This is a genomic window from Mesorhizobium sp. M4B.F.Ca.ET.017.02.2.1, from assembly GCF_003998955.1.
Classification (GTDB): domain Bacteria; phylum Pseudomonadota; class Alphaproteobacteria; order Rhizobiales; family Rhizobiaceae; genus Mesorhizobium; species Mesorhizobium abyssinicae.
The window spans coordinates 1-1819 of record NZ_RZOF01000586.1 but is presented as its reverse complement, the minus strand read 5'-3'; the positions used below and the strand labels follow the sequence as shown (position 1 = coordinate 1819).

Sequence of the window (1819 nt, the reverse complement as noted above, 5' to 3'; positions counted from 1 at the left end):
GTCTGGATGCCCAGTTCGACGAAGGCTGAAAGCACGGAAAAGCGATCGGCGAGAGCGACACGCGCCAGTCCCGACAGAATCCCGGCATTCACCGCATGGGCGGCGGGGAACAGCCGCGCGACAGGCCGCGCCGTGGTTTCCGCGGCCGAACCGTCGCCGCGCCATGCCGCCGCCAGGGCGATCCAGGCGGCGGGGGTTGTCGGCGGCATCGCCGCGGCCCTGCTCAGCCCGGCATGATGCCGGGGATTGTCCGGTTCGCTGACCCAGTCGCCGACAAGCATGAGCAGTTCCTGATCCTGCCCGTCGAGCAGGTCGGTCAGGTGGCTCAGACACTCATGCGCCCACCAGACCGCGGCCCGTTCGGCAAGCAGGTAGGCGCAGAATGTGATCGCCTCCTCGGGCACCGGCCCGGCGAGCAGGGCGCGACAGAACTCGATCGAGGCTTGCTCGGTTGGAAGGGCGCTCATGTCCTCGGCAACAGCGGGACAAGCCATGAAAAGATCCCGTGCCGTTTTGAATCGGAGCTCATTGGCCATGGCTGCCACGCCTTCGCTGAGGGACAACACCACTCAAGCCTCCGGCGAGGCAACGGTCAAGCCTTGCTCGGCCGCGGAGCGGCCACTGTCGGCAATGCCGTATATTTTCGATGTCGCCGACAGACAATTGCTCCGGAATTTGATATGATCCGGCCGGCGAAATCGGATGCTCAGACGGGAGTAACGGTTATGCAATTGGGCAATTCAGCCTTAGTGTTGGCGATCGCGCTTGTGTCGGGCCAGGCTTTTGCCGATCCGCTTCAGAAATCGGAAGATATCGTGAAGTTCTTTGCCGGTGAGGGCAAACTCGGCGCTTCGCGCGGAATTTGCGTCGGCAGCGAAGACGAGTGCAAGAGCAAGAGCGAGACGAAGCAAGCCCCGGCCAAACAGGCAGGCCTCGACATGCTGGTCAATTTCGGACTGGATTCGGCCGAGCTCGACGCGACGGCGCGCGCGGAACTCGACGAGTTCGCCAAGGCGCTGAAGGACAGCCGGCTGAGCTCCCTCAGCTTCGTCGTCGAAGGCTATACCGACGCGTCCGGCACGGTCCACTACAATGAGGGACTGTCGCAGCGAAGGGCACGCTCGGTGACCGCCTTCCTGACGTCCAACGGCGTCGACGCTGCCCGCATCAAGGCCATCGGCATGGGCGAGAAGAACCCGCGCAGCCCCGATCCCTATGATCCGGTCAACCGCCGGGTGGAGATGCGGATCAGCACGCAGTAGCTTGGGCCGACATGCAGTCCAGAGTGGTTCAGAGAACCGCTCTAACTATTTGCTTCTACGCAATCCCTGGAATTGCCGTAGGACGCAGGCGCGTCAGTTCTTGAGCGCACCGCCCACGGCCACACCGGTGCCGAAGATCAGCGCCTTGGTCAGGAAGTCGTTGTTGTTGTCCTGGGGCGGCGGGGGTTCCTCGCGGCCGACCAGCGTGTCGCGGTTGCGCCTCGTCTGAACGACCTGCTGTTGCTTCCTGCGGGGTTTCTGCGCCACCGCCTTCGGCGTGCGGGCCTTCTGCACGACCTGCTTTTTCGGCGCCGCCGCACGGGCCTGGTCGGCTGCGTGCTTGGCACGCACGGCCTCCATCATCGGATCGGTCTGGACCACCAGGAAGGCCAGTTGCTCGCGCGTCAGGAAGGTGGTCGGCGGCAGGCCGTTCCTCTCTTGCCAGTCGCCGATGGCCTGGCGGGTCTTGGGCCCGATATTGCCGTCGACGCGGCCAAGTTCGTTGCCAAGCGCCTCGATGCGCAACTGCAGGTCGATGCGGCCCTCGCGGTCGAGGC

The 1819-nt window shown here is 64.5% G+C and carries 3 protein-coding genes; 1 reads left to right on the top strand and 2 read right to left on the bottom strand.

Annotated features, from left to right (window positions below; all coding sequences use genetic code 11):
• Positions 1-494, bottom strand: a 494-nt coding sequence (locus tag EN738_RS34070; RefSeq protein WP_245494853.1) for a hypothetical protein, incomplete at its 3' end; no start/stop codon positions are given.
• A 231-nt stretch (positions 495-725) separates the two neighbouring features.
• On the opposite strand from EN738_RS34070, the gene EN738_RS34065 reads away from it, so the two are divergent.
• Positions 726-1262 (top strand): OmpA family protein, encoded by a 537-nt coding sequence (locus tag EN738_RS34065; protein WP_127287344.1) that lies wholly within the window; start codon positions 726-728, stop codon positions 1260-1262.
• A gap of 93 nt (positions 1263-1355) precedes the next feature.
• Here EN738_RS34065 and EN738_RS34060 read toward each other — a convergent pair.
• Positions 1356-1819, bottom strand: a 464-nt coding sequence (locus EN738_RS34060) for a peptidoglycan-binding domain-containing protein (RefSeq protein WP_145967040.1), incomplete at its 5' end; no start/stop codon positions are given.

Excerpts from the sequence above, each read along its gene's own strand:
- EN738_RS34065 (WP_127287344.1), top strand. The coding sequence starts at position 726 with ATGCAATTGGGCAATTCAGCCTTAGTGTTGGCGATCGCGCTTGTGTCG.